Annotated in this window: 13 protein-coding genes and 2 pseudogenes; 4 read left to right on the forward strand and 11 right to left on the reverse strand. The window is 47.9% G+C overall.

Translation table 11 applies throughout. The features are described from left to right. Positions 1-86, forward strand: a pseudogene (locus C8R14_RS06855) (IS5/IS1182 family transposase); the annotation flags it as partial. A gap of 200 nt (positions 87-286) precedes the next feature. Here the strand turns inward: C8R14_RS06855 and C8R14_RS06860 are convergent. The 6 genes from C8R14_RS06860 to C8R14_RS06885 form a co-directional block, all read right to left on the reverse strand. Then, positions 287-1099 carry a PEP-CTERM/exosortase system-associated acyltransferase gene (locus tag C8R14_RS06860; protein WP_011634473.1) on the reverse strand — a complete coding sequence of 271 codons (813 nt, stop codon included), beginning with the start codon at positions 1097-1099 and terminating at the stop codon, positions 287-289. Between the two features lie 319 nt (positions 1100-1418). Further along, complete coding sequence (locus C8R14_RS06865) at positions 1419-3266, reverse strand: asparagine synthetase B family protein (protein ID WP_011634472.1); 1848 nt, start codon at positions 3264-3266, stop codon at positions 1419-1421. 157 nt (positions 3267-3423) lie between these two features. Next, positions 3424-4659 carry a pyridoxal-dependent decarboxylase, exosortase A system-associated gene (locus C8R14_RS06870; protein ID WP_011634471.1) on the reverse strand — a complete coding sequence of 412 codons (1236 nt, stop codon included), beginning with the start codon at positions 4657-4659 and terminating at the stop codon, positions 3424-3426. Further along, positions 4656-6245 carry an acyl-CoA ligase (AMP-forming), exosortase A system-associated gene (locus tag C8R14_RS06875; RefSeq protein ID WP_011634470.1) on the reverse strand — a complete coding sequence of 530 codons (1590 nt, stop codon included), beginning with the start codon at positions 6243-6245 and terminating at the stop codon, positions 4656-4658. The genes C8R14_RS06870 and C8R14_RS06875 overlap by 4 nt, the downstream gene beginning before the upstream one ends. 40 nt (positions 6246-6285) lie before the next feature. Then, a complete protein-coding gene (gene prsR / locus C8R14_RS06880; RefSeq protein ID WP_011634469.1) occupies positions 6286-7644 on the reverse strand; it encodes a PEP-CTERM-box response regulator transcription factor in 1359 nt (452 codons plus the stop codon). 364 nt (positions 7645-8008) lie between these two features. After that, a complete protein-coding gene (locus C8R14_RS06885) occupies positions 8009-10351 on the reverse strand; it encodes a penicillin acylase family protein (protein ID WP_242500247.1) in 2343 nt (780 codons plus the stop codon). A gap of 540 nt (positions 10352-10891) precedes the next feature. On the opposite strand from C8R14_RS06885, the gene C8R14_RS14380 reads away from it, so the two are divergent. Next, positions 10892-11134 (forward strand): uracil-DNA glycosylase family protein, encoded by a 243-nt coding sequence (locus C8R14_RS14380; RefSeq protein WP_011634467.1) that lies wholly within the window; start codon positions 10892-10894, stop codon positions 11132-11134. Here C8R14_RS14380 and C8R14_RS06895 read toward each other — a convergent pair. From C8R14_RS06895 to C8R14_RS06910, 4 genes and pseudogenes are all read right to left on the reverse strand, one after another. Further along, positions 11135-11958, reverse strand: a pseudogene (locus C8R14_RS06895) (ABC transporter permease). It abuts the gene before it with no gap. A gap of 125 nt (positions 11959-12083) precedes the next feature. Beyond that, positions 12084-13898 carry an excinuclease ABC subunit UvrC gene (gene uvrC / locus C8R14_RS06900; RefSeq protein ID WP_011634466.1) on the reverse strand — a complete coding sequence of 605 codons (1815 nt, stop codon included), beginning with the start codon at positions 13896-13898 and terminating at the stop codon, positions 12084-12086. 13 nt (positions 13899-13911) lie between these two features. Beyond that, positions 13912-14100: a tautomerase family protein gene (locus C8R14_RS06905; protein ID WP_011634465.1), complete on the reverse strand. Its 189-nt coding sequence runs from the start codon at positions 14098-14100 to the stop codon at positions 13912-13914. A 20-nt stretch (positions 14101-14120) separates the two neighbouring features. Continuing rightward, positions 14121-14771 (reverse strand): uracil-DNA glycosylase, encoded by a 651-nt coding sequence (locus C8R14_RS06910; RefSeq protein ID WP_011634464.1) that lies wholly within the window; start codon positions 14769-14771, stop codon positions 14121-14123. 142 nt (positions 14772-14913) lie between these two features. Between C8R14_RS06910 and C8R14_RS06915 the strand changes: the two genes are divergently transcribed. Together C8R14_RS06915 and C8R14_RS06920 are read left to right on the forward strand one after the other, a co-directional pair. After that, complete coding sequence (locus tag C8R14_RS06915; protein ID WP_074710437.1) at positions 14914-16722, forward strand: autotransporter assembly complex protein TamA; 1809 nt, start codon at positions 14914-14916, stop codon at positions 16720-16722. 1 nt (position 16723) lies between these two features. Then, positions 16724-20623, forward strand: a complete 3900-nt coding sequence (locus C8R14_RS06920) for a translocation/assembly module TamB domain-containing protein (RefSeq protein WP_011634462.1) — start codon at positions 16724-16726, stop codon at positions 20621-20623. Here the strand turns inward: C8R14_RS06920 and C8R14_RS06925 are convergent. Continuing rightward, positions 20611-21075, reverse strand: coding sequence for an RrF2 family transcriptional regulator (locus C8R14_RS06925; protein ID WP_011634461.1), 465 nt, complete (start codon positions 21073-21075; stop codon positions 20611-20613). The genes C8R14_RS06920 and C8R14_RS06925 overlap by 13 nt on opposite strands. Positions 21076-21282: the final 207 nt, after the last annotated feature.

The following is a 21282-nucleotide window of genomic DNA, read 5'->3' on the forward strand; positions in this document are numbered from 1 at the left end:
TATGGAAAAATTGTGAGCGTAAACTTAACACCAGCTTGCAGTTTATTCATCTGGCCTTCATGGCACTGATACTCAGAAGATCATAAACAGATTCTAAGGCGCATACTAAAGACAGAGCGTAATAAATTCTTGGAAAGATAATTGACATTGGTGCCGGGATGGACTACTACTTCAACCGCGTTATCAGAGGATAAAACATTATCCGTGAAAAAAAGCATAATTAGCAGTGCGGGGAGAAGAGTGCCCCGAAGGCAGTAAGTAAAAATTCCCGTCACAATGGTGAATGTTATTGGTTTCCCGATATGCGAGCGCTACCGTAGTCAGCGAGTTGTCGCCTGTTTTGTTGGCGCAGAAGAGTCAGATCGGCCGGCCAGATATTTCCGTGGTCAGTAACAAGCTCCCAAATTGTCCGCTGATCGCGGTAAATTCTGTCCAGAACATCTAACAGGCAGACATGATAAGGGCTGCGAAGTCCGTGGTAATCAGTTGATGGGCCAATGGAATTCAATTGCAAGCCGTAAAATCCCAACAATTTGTTCAAGGCTGGTTCCATGGATGAAAGTAAGTAATAAATTTCATACTGAGCACATGTTTGTATAATTCCAACGACAAGCCCTAGCATCGGATGAGGAAAGCGACGTCGTTCGTGAGGTTTGCCAGCAGGTCGGGTTGGTATATCAACAGGTCCAGCCAGCGTATAGTGTTCATTCTTACGTTTAAAAAAATCGCTCAGTATGGCGAAGCGGGATATTTCAGCGGTATGTTTACGAGATGATGGATCTACCTGAAATTCAGGATAAAATTGGGTATGCAGTTCAGTTGGCAGTTTATTTTCTGGATGTTGCAAATCAGGCAGAATCAGGCGAGTGGTTCCGATGAATGTATCGGTCGGCCGATGGCGCAGCAAGAGATGCGCAGAGCGACTATCGTATTCGTCATTTTCCAGTTTATCTGGATAATTTACTGAATTGAAACCAGAGATATCGTTATATACGCACAAAATACGAAAACGTAAGCCGAAAGCCTCTTTAAGCAGCTCCGGCGTATTAGCATGCACAATTTCAAAATATTGGTGAAAAGCTTTTTCAAGATCATTCATATTTCCCCTTGACTATAAGTTTTGTCTAAAACAAAAAACAGAGCCAAAAATGCTGGCTAATCAGGATGAATTTTACTGTTCAGGCCAATTTTCAATTCGGGGAATATATAAACGATATGACTTTATATTTTATTTGCATTTTGCTGCTTGCATCATGACAATCAATCGTATTTCCGAGAATGTTAATCAACAAAATATAAACTGGATAATAGTGTCGTCTGGACAAGACACATTAAACTATACTTACGTCGCTAAAATATGACAAGCTGATGATATTTTTTGTGTTGTTTTTTGTGATGATTGGATGAATCTTGAATTTTTACCGGGTATGCTGTTTGAACCAGTACTCCAACATCATTAACAGCCACACCATGGTACCATGGTAGCTGGCGTGTTCGTGAAGGTGCTGATCAAGTAGCTTATCGATGAAATCGTTCCGTATGATGTTACGAGCTTTGAGGTCGCTCAGGCTATCTGCGGAAATTTCCCGTAGCGGTTTGTGCGATTGCAGCCAGACACCAAACGGTAAGCCAAACCCCTGTTTTTGCTTGGCAATGATCTCATTCGGCAAAAATCCCCGTAATGCCTGTTTAAAGAAATAGCGCAGCTGTGTCCCCTTCAGCTTCAGATCCGGATCCAAAGCGAGAGAGAAAGCGAGCATTTCATCATTGGCAAACGGAAAAGCTACTTCCATACCCCCCAGACGACAAGCCTGGACTACTTTGGGAAAATCGTTGTCTGCCAGCGTAAATTTCCAATCGAAGGCAAGCATGCGGTTAATCAGGCTACGCGCGTGAGAAGTATCGTGGTAAGTTTGTTCGATCAACTGCGCAGGTTGCCCGGTATTAACCTGTGCCAGTAATTCTGGAGAAAATACAGCCTCAAAGCCATAATGTGTTAATAGATTATAAGTTTCCATCCGATGAGGCATGGGGACAGTGGCCTGTGCGACATAGCTACGTGCTTTGCGGAGTAATTTAGGACCGGTATCGGGCGGAATAGAGAGGATAAGCGGTGAGAGCAGATAGTTTCTCAAGGGCGCTGGAATTTTGTCATACAGCGAAAAAATATACTGTTTTGCATAACGCACATTGCCGCCGAACAATTCATCACCACCGTCGCCCCCAAGCAACAAATCCAGGCCATCTTTCCTGGCCATGCGTGCACAGTAATAGGCTGGCAGTGCCGATGCATTGCCAAAAGGTTGATCAAAGACCGAGGCGATCAGCGGGATGGTTTCGACTACATCATCCGGTGTGACATAGTATTCGTGATGATCTGTCGAGAAATGTCGGGCAGCAATTCGTGCATAGTACATCTCGTCATAACCGGTTGCCTCAAAACCAATTGAATAGGTTTTAGCTGGTTCCCCGGTAACTTCCGTCAGTATCCCTGCCAGGGTGGAGCTATCTGTGCCTCCACTTAGAAATGCTCCGGCTTTCTGATCTTGTATTATTTCACTGACACTTTTTCTAAGCAGCGAGAGAAATTCCTGTTGAAGCTCTGGAAACGGACGCTTTATATCCTCATTAAACTGAGCCTGCGTGTAGTGATTGATTTCTGCACGGCCATCATGAAAATATAAGTATTCACCAGGAAGCAGGCGCTGTTGAGCCTGGTAAATGGTGCCAGGTCCCGGGATCATGTGAAAATAAAGGTAGTTGAGCAGCCCTTGTGGATTGATTTCCTGGCTAGCCTGCGGATGTGTGAGCAGGACATCAGCCGAGGAGCCAAACAGGATTCCATTATCCAGCTGTTGGTAGTAGAGCGTATGTGTCCCCAGTGGATCAATGGCCAGTGCGACTTTGCGGGCATGGCTATCCACGATGCAGCACACGAATTCACCGCCAAGATCAGAGAATAGTTTTTCACCTTTCTGCAACCATAGATCTGCAAGCGCTGCAGCCATTCCTTTGACATCAATATCTGCCTGCAGCTGTTTATTCCGGGATTTTATCCTTCCCCAGATACCAACTAACAAACCATCTTTTTCATAGAGATGAGCATGGCTTGCTTTTGCAACAACAGACAGGGCTGCGCTGCCTTGTGCTGTTGTTTGTGCAGGATTGCTGTCAAAACGAGTCAGCAAACGGGTCATACGATCAATAACCTGTTGATTCTCTATTGCCGAATGATTAACACTCAGCCAGCCACATATACCACTCATATCATCTCCTCATCTTTCCGGATTGTCCCTAAATGCTACTGTCATAATAGCACCTGGGTATACTTAATTTATTTACTTTCTTGTACTGGTTACCAATGGCTATTTGATTTGCATGTTGTATCATTGCAGAGAAAGGTATCAGTTTGGCAGCAGATTCTCAGGCCAGTATTTCCAGCGGGGCAGGGTGACTAAGAAAAGAGGTGGGACTGGCTGTTAATCCATAGGCGCCGGACTGGAAAACAACGATCAGATCCCCGGGTTCAGCTTTGGACAGTTCCATCTGGTTGGCGAGTAAATCCAGTGGCGTGCAAAGTGGCCCGACCACTGAGGCAGTTTCAGTTTCACTGATGTACATTTTATTTCCGACCGCAACAGGGTAATTTTTGCGGATAACCTGGCCAAAATTTCCTGAAGCGGCAAGATGATGATGTAAACCACCATTGGTAATAAGAAAAACCTGCCCTCTTGATAGTTTCTTTTCCAGTACACGGCATACATAAATACCCGCTTCTGCCACGATATAGCGCCCCAGCTCAACCACGAACCGGATATTCGGGGAAGAAGCAGGGATTTCTGCCAGCAATTGTTTCAGATTAGTGCCAACGGCACTCAAATCGAGCGGATTTTCACCGGGGAAATAAGGAACGCCAAATCCACCGCCGATGTTGATTGTGCGTATTGGAACGGGTGAGGTTGACGCAAGCTGTAAACCGAGCTGCAGTGTCTTTTCGTGTGCTTCCTGAATGGCTTCCACTCTGAGATTTTGTGAGCCGCTGAAGATATGCAATCCCTCAAAATCTAGTTTTAATTGCGCAATACGTTGCAACACGGCCGGGATGCGCTCGGCATCGATACCGAATTGTTTGGAGCCTCCTCCCATCCTCATTCCGGAAGATTTCAGCTCAAAATCAGGGTTGACCCGTACTGCGACTTTAGGATGGAAACCGGTTTCGTCTGCCAGTTGAGCAATTGTTTCCAGCTCCTGTTCGGATTCCATATTAATAATAATGCCGGCGGCAATGGCACAGGCCAGTTCCTGACGGTTTTTGCCGGGGCCCGCGAAACTGATATTCTCTGGAGTCACGCCTGCATCCAGTGCCACTTTCATTTCACCAACTGAGGCAACATCAATTCCATCTACCAGGCCTGCCAGGTGCTGTACCACCGCCGGCATTGGATTGGCCTTCATCGCATAGTGCAGAAGTATGTCTGGTGGCAGATGTTGTCTCAGAGACTGTACACGTGTGGAAATCAACTGGCGATCGTAGGCATAGAAAGGGGTGCTTCCAATCCGTTGAGCCAGTCGTGTGAGTGGAATGCCGCCGATGACAAGACAATGATCCTGTACCGGAAACTGTATCATCGGCGCATGTTTAGGTTGATTCGTCGTCATATTTCTTCTGTTTGGAAAACTTGCTGAAATTCACTGGCCAGACTCTTTCGATCGATCTTTCCATTTGGATTACGCGGTAGACTGGTCTGTCGTAACTCGATCAAACCGGGTTGCATAAAAGCAGGTAAATGATTTTTGCAGGCAGCCATCAGGGTATCCTGTTTCAGTTCGATTCCTGTTTTGGGGACGGCAATAACAACAATTGCCTGGCCAAGCGTCGGGTGTGGTGCTCCAAATGCAGCAGTTTCTGCAACTGTTTCTGTTGCATAGATAACTTCCTCGATTTCTGTCGGACTGACACGGTAACCGGAGGTTTTGATCATGTCGTCACGCCGGCCAATAAAATACAGATAGCCTTCTTCATCCATCCGCACAGTATCACCTGACCAGACAGCCAGCTCGGGAATGGTCAATCCGGACTGACGGGGAGCAAGGGGGCGAAAGCGAGCTGACGTTTTGTCCGGATCGTTCCAGTAACCCAGCGAGACCAGTGGCCCACGGTGCACCAGTTCGCCTGGTTCACCTGGTGCGCAATGGGAGCCATCTTCCCGCAATACCATAACTTCAGCATTGGGAATTGCTTTGCCCATGGAATCCGGGCGTTTATCCGCTTCTTCCGGCGGCAGATAGGTTGAACGAAAAGCCTCCGTCAGACCATACATTAAAAAGATCTCTGTACTGGGCAGTGCTTCGCGCAAACGTGCCAGGGTGGTTCGCGGCATGGCTCCCCCGGAATTGGTGATGTAACGCAGTGTCTGTACACCTTGCCAGTCCAGTTGTGCCAGTTGTGTCCACAGTGGTGGAACAGCCGCCAGCCCAGTGATCTGCTCACGTTTGATGATGGAGAGAATGTCGCGTGGCAGTAGATAATTCATCAAAATAGCAGTAGCGCCTACATAAAACGCAGTGTTCAGCTGGCTCAATCCATAATCAAAGCTAAGTGGCAGTACCGCAAGGATTCGATCATTCGATTGATTATTCAGATATTGTGAAACACTTTTTGCGCCGATTACCAGGTTACGGTGGGAGAGTACCACTCCTTTGGGTTTGCCGGTGCTGCCGGAAGTATACAAAATTGCCGCCATATCGCTGTCGATGCAACGTGGCAAGTGTACAGCTTCAGAAGAGGATATTTGTGCTTGTCCCCATGAAGTGACATTGAGTCCGGGTATTGACGATGATTCTTGTGCTTCATCAACTGTGATTACAGTATGCAAATCATGGCATTGTGATAATGCCGTGTTGAGCAGGCTGAATCGATCAACGGAAGTGACCAGTACTCTAACGTTGCAATCGTTAAGAATATAGGCAACCTGTTCAGCTTTGAGCAACGGGTTGACCGGTACAAATGCCCCTCCCGCGGCAGATGTGCCAAACAGGGCAATAACCGTTTCAAGCCGTTTTTCAAGGTAAACGGCGACACGCTCTCCCCGGCTTAGCCCTAATGTATGCAAGGTACCAGCGAATGATTGCACTGCTTCGGCCAGCGCCGGATAAGATAAATGACGTTTCCGATCGATCAGAGCTACAGAATCTATATTCCGATCGGCAGACTGATAAACCAGTTCGTGAAAAAGAGAAGTCATGAGTGGGCTGGGTAATAACGAGGTTGGTAGGTTTTATAGGCTATTTAAGTCCGTGGCGATTCATCAGGTCGTAAAGTGTTGGCCGGGTGACGCCGAGCAGTTCTGCAGCTTTAACGATATTACCATCCATCCGGGCCAAAGCCTTGGCGACTACTTCGCGTTCTGCCTGTTCCCGGACTTCGCGCAGGGTGGCGGGTTGCTCAGGATTGTCTGCTGATTGCAGTCCCAGATCCTGGGCCGTAATTTGGGAGCCCTCCGCCATGATGACAGCACGTTTGATGCAGTTTTCAATTTCTCGGACATTACCCGGCCAGCGGTGGCTGCTGATTGCATTCAGTGCATCCTGACTGAAGTTGAGTGTCTGGCGCTTTTCCTTGATACGGTATTGATTCTTGAAGTGATGCGCAAGCAATACAGCGTCGCCAATGCGTTCACGCACTGGCGGTATATGAATGCTGATCTCGCACAGCCGATAGAATAAATCTTCGCGGAAAGTACCGGCATCGATCATTTTCTTCAGATCCTGATGGGTTGCACAGATAATACGCACATCCACCGGAATCTCTTCTCTGCCACCAATGCGTTCAATGACGCGTTCCTGTAAAAACCTTAGCAGCTTGGCCTGCAGTGAGAGAGGCAGATCACCAACTTCATCCAGAAAAAATGTGCCCCCTTGCGCGGTTTCTATTTTACCGAGAGTCTGTTTTGCAGCATTGGTAAAAGCCCCTTTTTCGTAACCAAACAATTCGGCTTCCAGTAATGATTCCGGAATCGCTGCGCAATTTACTGCAACCATGCGTTTACTGTTTCTGCCACTGAGCAGGTGAAGTGCTTTAGCCAGTACTTCCTTTCCAGTGCCGCTCTCGCCCAGTAATGCGACGGCAACATCGGAAGATGCAATACGTTCAATCTGTTGACAAATTCTGGCTATTTCCGGATCTCCGGTAATAAATCCAGGAACTGATGAAATCAGGCCAGCTTGCCGCAGCTTATAATTTTCCCTTTGTAACCGGTGCAGATAAAAGGCCCGATTTACGATCAAATTAAGTACACCCGCATCAAGGGGTTTTTGATGAAAATCATAAGCACCCATGTCAATTGCTTTCAGCGCATTCTCATGATTCTGATTGCCGGTCAGCACAATAACCTTGGTGTCGGGAGCCAATGCAAGAATCTGCTGCAAGGTTGCCAGGCCTTCCGTTGCCCCATCCGGATCAGGAGGCAAACCAAGATCCATGGTTACGACTGCGGGTTCATGTCGGCGGATTTGTGCCAGCGCACTTTCACGATCGGAAGCAACAGCCACGTTGCAATCATCAAAACTCCAGCGCAATTGTTTTTGGAGCCCGGGATCATCTTCCACAACAAGCAATTTTTTTTGTATTTCATTTGCTTTCATAGCGTGACTGTCATTGTGAATTTAATATGAATATATGGAATAATTTTGCTGTTTTATGCGTAATTTACTGACATTAAAACTAGCAGCCTTTCTGCTGAAAATAGAACTTCAGTCAAATTTAACTGATTTCAGCATGCTGCTATCTTTAAAGAATGCGGCTATTAAGCTGTCATTAAATTGTGTAAGTTTTATCGACATCACTGTGAAAATATTAAGCTAAATCGAATTGATCAGGAAAAAACAGTAACTTGCTGATTACTCAAATGCCACTAGAGTAACGCAATGTATCCAGCCACTAGAGTAACGCAATGTATCCAGCCAGGGTGATGGAGGATACTTTTGCTGCTGTTTCAGCCAGGTTATTTTATTGATATGGCTTAACTTCGGTGGCGTGCAGATATAAAGTTTGTTGTGGTGGTCCCGGTAGAAACGGGCTGGCATTCCCCGCCACCCAATCAGAATGGCCGCTGCCGTAATAAGGAGAGAGCGGATGGCCGCTTTGTCCTCCCGGCATCTGAAAATAGCCATTCTCTTCCTCTCCAGGCGCAACAACAAAGCGCAGGGATGCACCAAAATTTGGTGTCTGAACACGAGGCATATGGTGATCTCCAGGCAACTGATCTGCAGGCATATCCAGCCATGCAGCAATCCATGTAGGCAGGGCGCGGCTGAGCGGATGCCGGATAGCGGCAGTATTTTCTTCACCCCAATTGCGCGCGGCAATGCCGCCTGGTTGCGCTTGCAGCCATGCTGTTACACGTTGTGCGCAAGCGGCGAGCATATCCTCCCAGCTATCCTCACCGGGAGGCAATAAATGTGGTGGACGATACTTGATCAGCTTCCAGACGGCATGTTCAACCTGGCTTAGGCGGGGCCGCACAAAATCAGGGTGATTGAGCCTCACTATTGCCGCAAAGGCATTGAGAATATGTTCCATAACAGCGTAACGAAAACTGTGTACGACGCGATAAGCTACCGACTGAGGTGAAGCGTGGCCATCCCAGTCACGCAAGGCTTGCTGCATTTCCCGGCTCCACGCAGCTGACGGGATTTTTTGCAATGTTTCTTCCAACAACTGCTTCCAGCGAGCAAGCAGCAGTGCGCGATCATCCAGCTGTATGGCTAGCAGATCTTTTGGTGCAACATGATTGAGCGCATGTAATTGATCGCGGATCTGCTGACTGCGTGCGCCGAGATCATATCCACCATCCCCCAGTTTTTTCAGCAAGGCACCATCGACCATTCTGGAATTGCCATTCCAGAGTCGCGTCCCTGGCGGATTGATCACCAGCGGATAATCAGCAGGCGCAAGCCAGCCCCTCCAGCCAATTGTCTGTTGGCCCCAATCTGCGGGCAGATTTGCATCGTAGCCGCCCGTGCGTAAAGGAATACGGCCAGCAATTGTCCAGGCGATATCGCCATTTCTACTGCCTGCAATGAAATTTTGTGCTGGAATGCCCATGTTTTGCGCAATCCTAACTGCTTCTTCCAAGCTATCTGCCTGCTCCAATTCAATGATATCAAGGTTGACAGCATCTGGCTGGAAAGCTGTCCAGACCAGCGCCAGAGGGGTGCCGTCATAATCTCTAGCAAGAATAGGGCCCCACTCAGTTTCATGGATTTCGAGCTGTTCATCGGGTGCATCACGCACATGTAGCGTTTCTTGCCATACTTTGATTGCTTTCCACTCACCATGATCAGCATAACGGGCAGGATTATCCAGATCGAGCTTGACTCTGACCCAGTCGGCAAAATCTCCATAAGAATTAGTAAACCCCCAGGCAATATGACGATTGGAACCGGCAACGATAACCGGGTTACCGGGGAGGCTGACGCCGATTACATCAATCTTCCGCTGGGCGTGCAAAGGATCCGGATAAACTAGATGAGTACGGAACCACAAGCCGGGAACCTGCAAAGACAGATGCATGTCATTGGCTACCAGTGCACTGCCATTGGTTAGAGCGCCCCCAACTGCAAAAGCATTACTGCCAATGATGGGTAATTCCTGAAAGCTGTTGCCTGACAAAGTTTGTCGATTGATTGAGCGCAAATCAATATCGGTAGCAGGAGGGTAGGGTGGCCATTCAAGTTGGCTGTCATCCAGGGCGGCATCCCACTCTCCACCGCTGGCAGTCAGAAAACGGTAGGCAGATTCCGGCAAGGAGGCATGCATCATTGATAGCCCCAGTTCACGATCAATGCTGTTTTCCTGCAGTGTTATGTGCATGGCAAGCACGATCAACAGGCTGTCTTCGCTACGCCAGGGTCGGGGTAGCGTTTGTGTAAGCAGATAACCAAATTGTTTGGTTTTGAGACTGTTTAGCCCTGTATTGACTCCGTCGCGATAGGCTTCAAGCAGACGAAGCTGGTCTTGCGGCAGCCTTTGCAGCATTGACTGTGCGCGGGCACGCATCCGATAGCCACGCGCCTTGCGATCAGCCGGTAATGCAACCCCACCAAATAACTCTGCCAGCTCTCCGGCGGCCTTGCGGCGCATCAAGTCCATTTCAAAGAAGCGTTCCTGTGCATGAATGAAACCCAGGCCACGCGCCAGATCTAACCTGTTTTCAGCACTTAGTGTCACCGTGCCGAGCGCATCCCGTTCAACCGTTACAGTATCAGCTAACCCGGGAAGCAGCAGATCTCCTTCATAAACGGGCAGACTGCCTCTAAGAAATAACCACGCAGTAGCCAAGATAATCATTGTGAGAACGAGCAGAAAAAGCAGGAATTTACGCAGCATATCAACAATAAACCCAACAAAATTGAGATCAATGAGATTGTAACAATCGCGATGCGTGTTTTTAGAAAGTTTATCCAGGCGATCTATTAAATATTTATGCTTCGATTACGTACAAACTTGTCCACAATTCCTGTGGATAAGTTTGTGTATAACTTGAGGATGATTGCCTTAAGGGTGTCTTTTCAAACAGGATTTTGAAATATGCTGAAATTTTGCACACTTATTTTTTTCATTAGAAACAATATGTTATGTTTACAGCCAGTATTGACGCGGGTTTGAGGAGTTGTCAACAACTCAGGTAAAAAATGTGGATATTTTTATGCCTGTCAAGAGAAATGTTCATGACAGATAGAAAAAAATTGGAATTTCTGTCTTTCTCAAAGCCATAATCAGGCATAAACTTTTGTGTTATTTCTGATTTTAATAGTAAGTAGCAAATCATTTTGCGGCAGATCAAACCAATATGGATGATTTCATATCATTGATTCATCAGGTGCGCTGGTGTCTTTATGTACTGAACCTTTACCGCTGAGACCAAAACCAGTATTTCAATTGCATGCATCAGCCCGTATTCTGATTGCCAGCCAGGCACCTGGCAGGCGGGTTCATGAAACCAGGGTGCCGTTCGATGACCCCAGTGGCAATCGGCTGGGCGAATGGATAATTCCTTCCCGCAAGGTAGGATGTATCATGCTTAGTGATTCTGGTCCCGTAGGTATAATCTCTCGTCTCTTTCGTTTCTGATCATGCCATAGAACTAATCGTCTTGCGGAAGCGGGTAAGTGCCAGCATGAAAAAAATAATACCAATTGCAAGTAGAGCAAGAAATTCTGGCCAGATAATACTGAAACCTGCACCACGGTAGAGAATAGCCTGGGCAAGGGAGACAAAGTGGGTAGTTGGTGCTGTGAGCATGAGGTACTGCACTGCCTCAGGCATACTTTCACGTGGTGTCATGCCACCAGATAGCATTTGCAGTGGCAGTAGAATAATGATCATCAACAACCCCATTTGCGGCATCGAACGCGCTACCGTGCCGAGAAAAATACCCATTGAGGTTGTGGCAAACAGATGTAATGTCATACCAATGACGAATAGCCCGATTGAGCGCTCATGGGTACGCTGAGCAAATCCTGTACGACAAAGACAATCGAAGCCGTAGCCACGATGGCGACTACTAGACCCATCGACCAGATTTTGGCCATCATGATCTCGAAGGATGTCAGTGGCATTACCAGCAGATGTTCGATAGTGCCATGCTCACGTTCGCGGATTAGCGCCGCACCAGTGAGAATAATAGACAGCATGGTAATACTGTTGATAACTTCCATCACTGAGCCAAACCATACCGAGTTCAGATTCGGGTTAAAGCGTGCACGTATTTCGAGTTCGGCCGGCCAGGCAGGAAGAATTTGATGGCTTTGAGAGAATGTCGTGACCTCATTAGTAACGATATTTTGAATATAACCGCTGCCGATAAAGGCTTGTGACATACGTGTTGCATCGACATTGAGCTGAATGGCGGGTTGACGCCCAGCCAGTACATCGCGTTGAAAATCAGGAGGGATATTGAGTCATGTCCAGGAACGCCTGAAGGGCCTTATCAGAGCTTAGGTTATTGGCAATGGCGTGTGCGACTTCATCGAGAATAACTTTCTGTTGGTGATGCAGTTTCTGGGTTTAAGTCGCCTTGTCAGCGTAATTCCCGGTAAATTTTTTCAGCCAGCGCCCGACTGACACCTTCTGTCTGCTGTAATTCTTCGATACTGGCATTTTTTACGCCTTTAAGTCCGCCAAAGCGGGTGAGCAGATTCTGGCGGCGTTTGCTGCCGATGCCGGCAATCTGTTCAAGAGAGGAGGTTTTACGGGTCTTGGCACGTTTTGCCCGATGTCCCTGGATGGCAAAACGGTGCGCTTCATCACGAATCTGTTGGATAAGGTGTAGAGCCGGATGGTCATTCGGCAGATGCAAGGTTTCTTCCTGCCAGGGGAGGATCAGCTGTTCCAGTCCTGGCTTGCGTGCTTCGCCTTTTGCCACACCTACCAATGGAATATCATTGAGCCCCAGTTCTATCATTACTTCGCTGGCAACGCCTATTTGCCCTTTGCCACCATCAATCAGGATCAGATCGGGTAGCTTGCCTTCTTCCATGGCTATCTTTGCGTAGCGTCGTTGTAGTACATCACGCATCGCTGCATAGTCATCTCCCGGCGTGATGCCGGTAATGTTATAACGCCGATATTCGCCGTTACGCATGGCATAATGGTCATACACCACGCAGGAGGCCATCGTTGCTTCTCCCATGGTATGGCTGATGTCAAAACATTCGATACGTGCCAGACCTGGCAGATTCAAAACCTCCTGCAGTGCCTGCAACCGATCTTCCTGGCTGGCTTGCTGGATCTGTTTTTGCCGTAGCGCCAGTTGCGCATTTTCGGTTGCCATGTCCAGCCACTTGCGTCGTTCTCCAATTGGATTGATCGTCAGGGTGACTTTATGACCAGCCTGTTCAGATAGCAATTTTTGCAGGAGTGTCACCCGGATTTTTTTACCCAGGATGATCAGTGGTGGAACGCTGCGATTCAGGTAATGTTGGCTGACAAAAGCTTCCAGCACCGTGCTGATACTGTCTTCATGTGTGTTCTGCGGGAAAAAGGTTTTGTCACCCAGATGTCGTCCGCTGCGAATCATGACCAGGTTGACCGCAACAGTATGTTTGTCTGTCCCGGTTGTGCAGGCGATAACATCAGCATCCAGTGCTCTGCTGCTGTCGACAAACTGTTTTTCCTGAATCATGCGTAAAGCCTGCATTTGGTCACGGAACAGTACTGCCTGTTCATACGCTTGTCGATCCGATGCCTCAAACATTTTCTGTTCTATGGTTTTTAATACTTCGTCCTGTTTGCCTTGCAGAAACAGGGCTGCACTGTTGACATCTTCCCGGTACGCTTCCGGGGTGATCAGATTAACGCATGGTGCGCTGCAGCGCTTGATCTGGTGAAGCAGGCATGGCCGTGTACGATTATTAAACACCGAATTTTCACAGGTGCGCAGGCGAAAAACTTTCTGCAGCAGCTGAATGCTGGATTTGACCACGCCTGCATTGGGAAATGGGCCAAAATACTGATGACGGTTATCCAGTGCACCGCGATAAAACGCCAGCCTGGGAAAAGCATGATTCGTCAGTAGCAGGTAAGGGTAGGATTTGTCATCCCGGAACAGGATGTTGTAGCGGGGTGCAAGGCTTTTGATCAGGTTGTTTTCAAGCAGCAACGCTTCCGCTTCGGAGCGGGTGACTGTCGTCTCAATCCCTGTAATCTGCGATACCATGAGTTGAATACGCGGTGACAGATTCGATTTTTGAAAATAGGATGACACCCTTTTCCGCAGATCAATGGCTTTGCCTACATAAATCACATCGCCGGCCGCATTCAGCATGCGATATACGCCCGGTTGAGAAGGGAGCGTCAGAACAAACGCTTTACCGTCGAAAGAGGAATCCGGCAAGACAGGTACCTTGTTACTTATCGCTGCCCAGCAGCCGGCCGCCGATTGCCCAGCTTTCATGCGGCATTTCATCAAAGGCAATATAAACGTAAGATTTAGGCTTGTGTGCGATACGTTCCAGCGTGTCGGTAATTTCAGTGGCGATCTGCTGTTTTTGTTCGTTGGTCAGCGTACCGGCCAGCCGGATATTTACATAAGGCATCTTTACTCTCCTGTTATTTATCAAGTTGCAGCCATATCCTGACAAATTCTGTCGAAAATCTGTTCAAACATGGGTTCTGTCAGGCGTTTGGTCTGGGTATTGTAGCGACTGCAATGATAGCTGTCATAAAGCCTCAATCTTCCTGCAACAGGGTGAACAGCACCGTGACTGAAGGGATAATCTGTTTTTCGGAGTCGCAATGCTGTTAATGTAGCCTGATGGGCAACCGTTCCCAGCGCCAGTAATGCCTGCCCGCCATTACTTACAAAATCATGCAATTCAGATGCCAGAAAAATATTGCACTGTCGTATTTCTGCCGGTAGTGGTTTATTGGCAGGTGGTAAACATTTGACTGCATTGGTTATCCGGCAGTTAATCAGGCGAAGTGCATCGCCAACCGCAACAGATTTGCTGCGGTTGGCGAGACCAAATTTATGTAATGTTTGATACAGTAGGATACCAGCGTAATCACCGGTAAACGGACGGCCGGTCCGGTTGGCGCCATGCAATCCGGGTGCGAGCCCGATGATCAGCAACTTTGCTGAAGTATCTCCGAAGGGAGCAACTGGCCGAGCATGATAATCTGGGTGATCCGTTTTAACCTGATCCAGATGCTGTGCCAGACGTGGGCAGTCACGACAATCCTGCTGGAATAGTCTTGATACAGACATGTTGTCCTCTTATTGTAAAATGGGTGCCACTTATCGCAGCCTGCTATCCATGAATTTCCCTTTCGCCACAAAAATTTATACCAGTGTCTCAAGCAAACAGGATATGTATTCGTGGTATATGCTCAAATATTGTTTCGCCTGTATGAATAGGCTGGACAAGTTTTTTTATCAGGCAGAATGTAATTGGCGTGCTGGGTTGTTGTTACTCTGTTTGTTGTATTTGTCCTGCTGCGGTACCGCTTTGGCAGCTTCCGCCATTAGCAAGGATACGGAAAAGGAAAAGAAATCGGATCCTGTTGAAGTGACGATTATTGCACCATCAACTGCCAAAAAGCTGCTGGAAAAATATATTACTCCTCCGGCCAAGCCATTCAAGGATGAAATCAGTCAGGCGGCTTATGCACGTAAAATAAAACAGGAATCCACTGAGCTGCTGGCAACAGAAGGGTACTTTACCCCTGAAATCGAATTTAATGAACGGGAAAATAATAAGGCGTATGAATTGCGCGTTACACCTGGTCCCCGCACACGTGTCGCTGCTGTGTCCATCGAATTTCAGGGAAATCTGGCGGCAGATGAGCCCGAACAGCATATACGGGTAGAGCAGTTGCGTGCCGGGTGGACGCTGAAGCCAGGTAAGGTTTTTCGCAGTGCACGCTGGGAAGATGCCAAATCTGCTTTACTCTCCAACGTAGCGGACAGAGATTATGCCACTGCTCGTATCGTTGAGAGTTATGCAAGAGTGGATCCCGATACCGCCCAGGCAACCTTGTCGATCATCATTGATTCCGGCCCGGCATTTCGTTATGGAGAGCTGCAGATTACTGGTCTGGAACGCTATCAACCGGATGTAATTCAAAACAGTATGCCTTTCCGCCCGGGTGATCCCTATCGCCGGGATCAATTGTTGGCTTTTCAGGTGGCGCTGCAGAATAGTCAGCTATTTAATTCGGCGGCTGTTACGATCAAACCAGATCCCGCTTTGCACGAGGCTGTGCCGGTAATAGTCATATTGACTGAGGCAAAATCCAAACACGTTGGTGCAGGCATTGGCTACAGCTCCAACAATGGCGCACGTGGTGAAATCAATTATCAAGATTACAATTTTTTGGGGCGTGCCTGGAATCTGGGCAGCCTGTTGCGCCTGGAACAAAAACGCCAGACATTTTCTGCAAGAGTAGATACTTTGCCGGATGCCAATCGTTATCGGTATTCATCCGGTGTACGCGTCGAGAAGACCGATATCAAAAACCTGAAAACCTTTAATCAGCGTGTGGATTTTTCCAGGATACGAACCACGGCTCATTCCATTTTGAAAGTGGGCATCAATTGGCAACGCGAGGAACGGGAACCTTCTGGCGCACCCAATACCGTGAATGAAACCCTGGCGCTGGATTCATGGTATCGCTACCACGATATTGACGATCCGGTAAATGTTCACAGTGGTTTTGTTTCAGAGGTGCGACTGGGTGGCGGTTCCAGCTATGTGCTGTCTGATCGGAACTTTGTCCGCAGCTACCTCCGGCATCAGCAGTGGTTTCCTGTCGGCCGGCGGGATACATTGTATTTCCGTGCAGAAGCTGGCTATACCCTGGCTTCATCGCGTCAGGGGATCCCGCAGGAATACCTGTTCCGCGCCGGGGGCATTCAATCTATCCGGGGTTACGATTTTCTGAGTCTGGGCGTGCGTGAAGGAAATGCTATTGTTGGTGGACGTGTTGTGGCAACTGGAACAGCTGAATATGTTCACTGGTTCTCGAACGACTGGGGCGGGGCGGCATTTGTTGATGCAGGTGATGCGGCAGACAGGTGGGAAGATTTTAAACTAGCGCTAGGTTACGGGGTGGGTGCACGCTGGCGCAGCCCGGCCGGCCCGTTTGCACTGGATCTGGCCCGGCGGCATGATACCGGCACATTACGGGTGCATTTCTCCATTGCAGTGGCGTTCTGATATGGATCATCAGATAAATAACAAAAATCCGGTATCGCAATCTTCTGTGAAATCTCCACGGCGTTTCAGAAAATGGTTTTCGGGGATGCTGGCAGCGTTGATGCTGGCGGCCATGACAAGTGGTTTGTATTGGCTGGTTTTTACTTCTTCTGGCCTACACTGGTTGTTTGCAACTGCTTCCCGGGCCACGAATGGCGCGCTGACATTTTCGGGTATATCCGGCAGTTTGCAGCATGCTTTTCATGCACAAACAATCACTTTCAAAAATGATGGGCTGGATGCTCGGGTAGAAAATCTGGATTTTCGCTGGCAACCACAACGCTTGCTGACGGGTAATCTTTTGATTGAAGCGCTGACCATTCAATCGGTTGAAGTACATAGTGCACCATCTGAAGAAGAGGAAGAGCCAGTTACACAACCCGAAAGCCTGTCGCTGCCAATCGGCATGGTAATCGAAAAATTGGGTATCCGCTCACTCAAGACTTATACATTGGGTAATGATCAGCCCGATCTGGAGATATCCGATCTTGTCCTTCGGCTGGACAGTGATGGCAAACGCCATCGTCTGCAAACACTGGCACTTGAACTGGAGCAGGGAAAGATTGCGGGTAACCTGGAGATTGCTCCCAATCCACCATTTGATCTGACGTCACAACTGGTATTTTACAGTTGGGCGAATGCTGTCAATGCTGATAATAAACCAAGTCATGCGGTTCTTAAACTGAGTGGTAACTTACAACAGATAAGGGCAAAGCTGGCTGTAAAGGATGGTGAATTGAATGGGGCAGGCATTTTTACCATTCATCCTTTTGATAAATTACCTTTACTTGATGCCCGTCTGGTATTCAATGGGCTGAATCCTCATGTTTTTTCTCCAGATCTGCCCAAAGCTGATCTGAGTATTCGCAGTTATCTTGAGCAAACCCAGGCTGAGCGCCTGGAAGGGCGTATTACTGTTAGTAATACTATGGCACGCCCACTGGGTCAGGAAGGTATCCCATTGAAAGATATGCGTTTACAGTTTTTATTTACCGGTGATGACATTCATCTGGATGATATCGCGCTACGTTTGTCTGAACAGGAAGCTGCGCCTGGTAGCCTGACAGGAAAAGCCAACTGGCAAATCAGCACTAAAACAGGGCAGGCAGACATTCAAGTCCGGCAATTGAATCCAGCCTCTTTAAAAAGTGGTTTACATCCGGCAAATTTGTCTGGAAATCTGCATTTTGCAGGCGATCAGGATGTTCAGCATGGCATGATCAAGTTGCGTGATGAAGTGTTGCAAATGAATATAGATATGGCATTGGCGCGTGCTGCTTCAGTCATCACCATCGAAAAACTTGATCTCGCCCGAGGGGATTCCAGTCTATCAGGTCACGGTGTATTACAACTGGATGAATCGCAGCCTTTTACGTTTGAGGGATTACTCAAGCAGTTTGACATTTCTGCATTTGCTGATGTGCCATCCTCCAATCTCAATGCCAAATTTAATCTGGGGGGGCAGCTGGCACCACAACCGATTGCTAATATTAATTTCTCGATTGATCAAAGTCACTTCTCTAACCAGCCAGTGACTGGCCAAGGAACTTTGGCTTTGCTGCAATCCAGGCGGGTTAAAAGTGATGCCCGCTTGCATCTGGGGGATAACCAGCTTGAGATAAAGGGGGCATTAGGAAACGCAGAAGATCATCTGTCAGTGGTACTGGCCGCACCCAGATTGACTCAGATCGGATTCGGGCTGCAAGGCGATATGCATTCCCGGATTGAGCTAAGCGGTAAGATTGATCGTCCGGATGTGGCATTTGAGCTTAATTCAAATCATTTCAATTTTCATGAAGAACATCAACTTGCCCAACTCAAAGCCAAAGGCAGTTTGCGTGGAACCGTTATTCAACTTGATCTCCAGACAGGAGCCTATCAAAAAGGCACAGAAATATTCTTGCAGCAATTATCAGTTGGACTGGATGGGACTCAATCAAATCACCAGCTATTGATCAACAGCCAGATTGACCAAACGACTGAAGCACAATTTCAGGCAAAAGGAGGATTGATCACCCGTCCCGGAGATACGCAGCATTTCCAATGGGATGGGATCATTAATAAACTTGCTCTGACTGGCTCGGTACCCCTCGATCTGGTAACTCAGCCAAGCGTCCGGATCAGTCCGGAGGCGGTTGTATTGGGGCATACTCATATAAAGGTTATTGCGGGCGATATTAATATTCTTGATGCACACTGGACCCCCAAACAATGGTCTACCCGGGGTAATTTCTCCGGTATTGCATTGCAATCGGGCGGGCTGTCCCCAAAAAATTATGAACCTCTGAAACTGGGCGGAGATTGGCAGTTTGCGGCTGATCGGCAATTAACCGGGCGTTTGCATGTACAGCGAGAAAAAGGGGACTTTATCCTGCCGACAGAAACTCCGTTTGCATTGGGTTTACAAACGCTTGCATTCAATCTGCTAGCTGAAAATAACAATCTAAACGGACAGTTGGTTATTCGCGGGGCGCACGTCGGCGAAGCCACGGCGAGGGTTAGTGTCCCGTTGCAACCAGCCGGTTCTGTCTGGGAAATTCAGAAAAATGCCCCACTGAATGGAGATCTGCACCTGAATCTGCCTGATCTCACCTGGGTCGGCTCGGTTATAGGTGACAATCTGCGTAGCGAAGGTCAGCTTGCTGCACACGCTCGGCTGGCAGGAACGCTTGAACAACCAGAGCTGCAGGGCAGTGTGACAGGAGATGCATTGGTGATTGCGCTGCTGGATCAGGGGTTGCAATTAAAAGAAGGCAAGCTTGCTGTGGATTTTAACCAGGATAGAGTTTTGCTTGAAACGCTCAATTTTACTGCGCCACTTGAGAAACCCACGAAGGATAAATTGCTTAAAGGACTGAAGTTGACGCAGAAGTCTGGCCGGCTAAGTGCGCATGGTAGTGTGAATATCCATAACCAGCAAAGTAATCTTGCCATTGAAATTGATCATTTGCCTGTTGCACAACAAGAAGATCGCTGGATCGTCGTTTCTGGAACCAGTTTGGTTGGTTTCAGTGATAACGTGCTTGATGTTACCGGAAAAATCATGACGGATGTTGGCTTTATCAAGCAGCCGGAGGCCGGAACGCCTAACTTGGCAGAGGATATCATCATTACGGGCAAGACTGATTCCGAGCCAGAATCACAGGTTTTTAAAATAAATCTGGATGCAACACTGGATTTAGGAGAGCGGTTCTTTCTGCGTGCTTCAGGATTGGAGGGGCGGCTGGTTGGACAGTTACGTCTGCACAGTGAACCGGGACGATTACTCAATGCAGTGGGAACTATTGCAACTCGTGACACCCATTTTGGGGCATACAGCCAGAACTTGCTCGTCCGGCGTGGAATTGTGAATTTTGATGGGCCGCTTGATAATCCAGGACTCAATATCTTGGCGGTGCGTAGCGGTTTGCAGGTAGAAGCGGGCATAGAAATAACAGGGACAGTGAGACAACCCAAAATCAAGCTGGTATCACAACCCGAGGTTCCCGATTCAGAGAAGCTGTCCTGGATCGTACTGGGGCGACCTACCGATAAAAGCGGCCTGGACAGCGGATTATTGTTGAGTGCAGCCGGTAGCATTCTGGGAGGATCTGATGAGGGTGTTCTGGACAGTATTACCCAAGGGTTGGGTATTGATGATTTTTCAATCCGGCAGCAGGAGGGCGGTTCTTTAACCGACCAGGTGGGTATGATCGGTAAACGGCTTTCATCACGCGCCTACCTGAGTTTCGAGCATGGGTTGACTTCCGCATCGGCCGGGGTCGCCAAGCTGACCTACAGTTTATTTCCTCATGTTTCAGTGGTAACCCGGGCAGGAGATGATAGCGCAGTTGATCTATTTTATGACTTTCAGTTTGATTGATCCGTTAGGTTATCGAACATTCCCATGACTTGCAGTTGCTTTTTTAATTGACGTTTGGGAACCATCAGATCAGCCAGAGTATAGCTATCAAGCACGGTCATGAACGCCGCGAGCGCTTCCGCGATGATTGAGCGCAACACACAACTGTCGCAGATAATACATGCATTCTGATCGCTGAAGCATTCAACGAGATCCATAGAAGTTTCCGTATGACGCATGACTTCACCGATATTGATCATTTCAGGTGCTCGTGCCAGACGGATACCCCCGTGTTTTCCACGTAGCGTTTCCAGGTAACCGAGCTGACCCAGATGATGCACGATCTTGACGACATGATTACGTGAAATGCGATAACAATCGGATATTTCAGTAATAGTAGATAATTTCTCTCTTTTCAAACCGAGATAAATCAGGATACGCAAAGCGTAATCACTGTAATTCGTCAGTTTCATGAGGCATACCCCCTTTAATAATAGGCGCGGATGACAACATACCCCCACATTTTATTTTAGCCCGGAAAGCATAGATACCGGGAGCACCGGGCTGATTATTTCGTTTTCCCCCCGATAAAAGTTATTGACAATTAGATTGATATAAGTAAAATGCGCACAAAGATACATTTTAAATATATCTTTATCGCTGTAAGGAGGGATCTATCA

Origin of the sequence: Nitrosomonas eutropha (assembly GCF_003201195.1) — a bacterium.
Classification (GTDB): Bacteria; Pseudomonadota; Gammaproteobacteria; order Burkholderiales; family Nitrosomonadaceae; genus Nitrosomonas; species Nitrosomonas eutropha.

Bases quoted from the DNA above. Each gene is read 5' to 3' on its own strand.
- C8R14_RS06860 (WP_011634473.1), bottom strand. From the start codon at position 1,099: ATGAATGATCTTGAAAAAGCTTTTCACCAATATTTTGAAATTGTGCAT.
- C8R14_RS06865 (WP_011634472.1), bottom strand. From the start codon at position 3,266: ATGAGTGGTATATGTGGCTGGCTGAGTGTTAATCATTCGGCAATAGAG.
- C8R14_RS06870 (WP_011634471.1), bottom strand. From the start codon at position 4,659: ATGACGACGAATCAACCTAAACATGCGCCGATGATACAGTTTCCGGTA.
- C8R14_RS06875 (WP_011634470.1), bottom strand. From the start codon at position 6,245: ATGACTTCTCTTTTTCACGAACTGGTTTATCAGTCTGCCGATCGGAAT.
- prsR (WP_011634469.1), bottom strand. From the start codon at position 7,644: ATGAAAGCAAATGAAATACAAAAAAAATTGCTTGTTGTGGAAGATGAT.
- C8R14_RS06885 (WP_242500247.1), bottom strand. From the start codon at position 10,351: ATGATTATCTTGGCTACTGCGTGGTTATTTCTTAGAGGCAGTCTGCCC.
- C8R14_RS06905 (WP_011634465.1), bottom strand. From the start codon at position 14,100: ATGCCTTATGTAAATATCCGGCTGGCCGGTACGCTGACCAACGAACAA.
- C8R14_RS06910 (WP_011634464.1), bottom strand. From the start codon at position 14,771: ATGTCTGTATCAAGACTATTCCAGCAGGATTGTCGTGACTGCCCACGT.
- C8R14_RS06915 (WP_074710437.1), top strand. From the start codon at position 14,914: ATGAATAGGCTGGACAAGTTTTTTTATCAGGCAGAATGTAATTGGCGT.
- C8R14_RS06920 (WP_011634462.1), top strand. From the start codon at position 16,724: ATGGATCATCAGATAAATAACAAAAATCCGGTATCGCAATCTTCTGTG.
- C8R14_RS06925 (WP_011634461.1), bottom strand. From the start codon at position 21,075: ATGAAACTGACGAATTACAGTGATTACGCTTTGCGTATCCTGATTTAT.